The sequence below is a fragment of the Paraburkholderia sp. USG1 genome, from assembly GCF_031570135.1.
Lineage (GTDB): Bacteria > Pseudomonadota > Gammaproteobacteria > Burkholderiales > Burkholderiaceae > Paraburkholderia > Paraburkholderia dioscoreae.
Window position 1 is genome coordinate 1 of sequence record NZ_JAMWXW010000071.1, and the last position, 2,474, is coordinate 2,474.

The window sequence follows — 2,474 nt, forward strand, 5'->3', positions numbered from 1 at the left end:
CGTAAGCAACCGGTGAAGGCACCTTGCGCGACGCGAGCGGAATCTATGGAGCGGCTACGTCAGGTTTCCATCGATGAGGCAGCAACTCGTCGATGTCAGTGGCGAGTTGTGTTGGCAGGCGCGTGAGCACGTCCTTCAGATAGGCGAGCGGTTCATGCCCGTTCAGTTGTGCAGAACGGATCAGGCTCATGATGGCAGCGGCTCGTTTGCCGGCGCGAAGTGAGCCCGCAAATAACCAGTTTTTCCTGCCGGTCGCCCACGGACGGATCTGGTTCTCAACCCAGTTATTGCACATTGGCACGTGCCCATCATTGAGATAGCGCGTGAGCGCCTCCCAGCGATTGAGGTTGTAGTCGAGGGCTTTCGCGATTCCTGAACCCTCAGGAACCAGGCGCCGCTGCGCACTCATCCACGCGTGCAGGGCATCCATGACTGGTCGCGACCGGGCCTGCCGCAGCACACGCCGGGTGTCGGGATCAAGTACCGCTGCTTCAGCTTCGATCTCGTACAGCGTGCCGAAGTATCTCAACGCCTGCCCGGCAATCTCGTTCTGATGGTTCACGTGCAGATCGAAGAACACGCGCCGCGCGTGCGCGGCGCAGCCAATTTCCGTGACGCCCTGGGTAAAACTTTTCTTGTAGCCGCTAAAGTCGTCGCACACCAGCTTGCCTTGCCAGTCTCCCAGGAATGCACGCGCATGCTCGCCAGCACGACTCTGGGCGAAGTCGTATATCACCGCCTTGAGCGGGCAGTACTGCGTTGTGGCGTACGCCCACAGATACGCACGATGGGTCTTGCCTTTGCCCGGACTGAGCATCTGCACAGGCGTTTCATCAGCATGCAGCACAAGCTCACGCAGCAGGTGTTCGCGCAGGGCATCGACCAGCGGCTGCAGTCGCACGCCGCATACGCCCACCCAGTCGCCCAGCGTCGATTGCGGGATCGCCAGACCGGCGCGGGCGCAGATGCGCTCGAGCCGGTACAGCGGCAGATGATCGGAGAACTTTGATACCAGCACCCACGCCAGCAACGCCGCCGTGGGAATGCCCTTATCGATGACGTGTGCGGGCACGGGCGCTTGCGTCAACGTCTCGCATTGACGGCACACCCACTTGCCGCGGATATGTCGCTCGACGGTGAACACACCGGGCGTGTAATCGAGCTTCTCGCTGATATCCTCGCCCATGCGTACAAGCTCGCAGCCGCAGTTGCACGTCGTGGTGTCGGGATCATGATGAATGTCGGTGCGCGGCAGATGGGCCGGCAACGACGCGCGTCGGGAACGCTGACGTGATTGGCGCTCAGGCGTTTCCGGCTGAAGCTGCTCGAGCTCGGCTTCGATTGCCGCCAGATCCGTGTCGATCGCCTCGTCAAGCAGGCTCATCTGTTCCGTGTTCAGTTGCTCACTGCGCTTGCCGAACTGTTGCCGTTTAATGACTGAGAGCTCATGCGTAAGCTGGTCGATGCGGGTTTGCCGATATTGCAACTCCCGTTGCTTCTCACCAACTTCGCGTTCCCTGTCTGCGAGCTGGACGGCCAGCTGCGAAGCTAGTGCGCGAAGCTGGTCGGAGCTGAGCGTGGCGAGATCGGCGGGCAGGTCCATGACATCGAGTCTGCCAGACACGCCACGCATCAGGAAGCGAAACTGTTTACGTGCGCGTCGGCATCACACCACAGTAATGGCGTGATCTGGCATCAGTGTTCGCCAAGGTAGTCCCGTCACCAAAGCGTGAAGCTGTTCGGGGTTCAGTCCCACACTCACCGCCTGCTCGCCATTGGTCCAGACGAACCGTCCCTTGTTCAAACGCCGGGCGGCCAGCCAGATTCCGAAGCCGTCGTAGACCAGCACCTTCATGCGCGTCGAATGCCTGTTGGCGAACAGGTAGGCGTGGTGAGGGCGCGCAGCGCCAAACACCTTCACCACGCGCGCCAGAATCGTATCCGTGCCGGCACGCATATCCAGCGGTTCGGTCGCCAGCCATATCGCGTCGACGCGAATCATCGCAGCCACCCTTGCAGCCACAACGCACAATCGCTTGCTGCCGACATGGGCCAACGCACTGTCACCGTCGCGGCACCCCGACGCACTTCAATCAGGATCTCCGTGCCCCCGGCAGCCAACGCAGGAGCTTCCAGCTGCAAAGGAACAAACTCCGCCGACGGCGCACCCATCGACTTCCGGGCCGCTTCAGCTGCATCCAGTTCTTCCTGGGCGGCCACCCAGCTTCGCAGCATGTTGGCGTTCAGGCGATAGTGCAGCGCGACCGCCGCGATCGACACGTTCGGCTGCATCGCCGCGCGGATCGCTTGTGCCTTGAACTCCTTGCTATGCCGACGACGTCGTGTCGGTTGCACAACCTCCTGCATCACCCCGGTCTCGTCCATCGTGTACATCTGTCCATTTCAAAATTTAGATGGACACGATCCTCGCTCTCGCTCCCCAGCCAATCAAGATGACTTCACCGGGTGCTTAC

3 protein-coding genes are annotated in these 2,474 nt (G+C 61.2%); all 3 read right to left on the reverse strand.

Translation table 11 applies throughout. The features are described 5' to 3' along the window. Positions 1-43: 43 nt before the first annotated feature. Entirely contained in the window at positions 44-1,603 is a 1,560-nt protein-coding gene (gene tnpC, locus NE850_RS39260) for an IS66 family transposase (protein WP_310700412.1), read from the reverse strand. A 63-nt stretch (positions 1,604-1,666) separates the two neighbouring features. Further along, entirely contained in the window at positions 1,667-2,002 is a 336-nt protein-coding gene (tnpB, locus tag NE850_RS39265) for an IS66 family insertion sequence element accessory protein TnpB (protein ID WP_310700413.1), read from the reverse strand. After that, on the reverse strand, positions 1,999-2,394 hold the full coding sequence (locus tag NE850_RS39270; protein ID WP_310700414.1) for a transposase: 396 nt from the start codon (positions 2,392-2,394) through the stop codon (positions 1,999-2,001). Before NE850_RS39270 ends, tnpB begins: the two co-directional genes overlap by 4 nt. Positions 2,395-2,474: the final 80 nt, after the last annotated feature.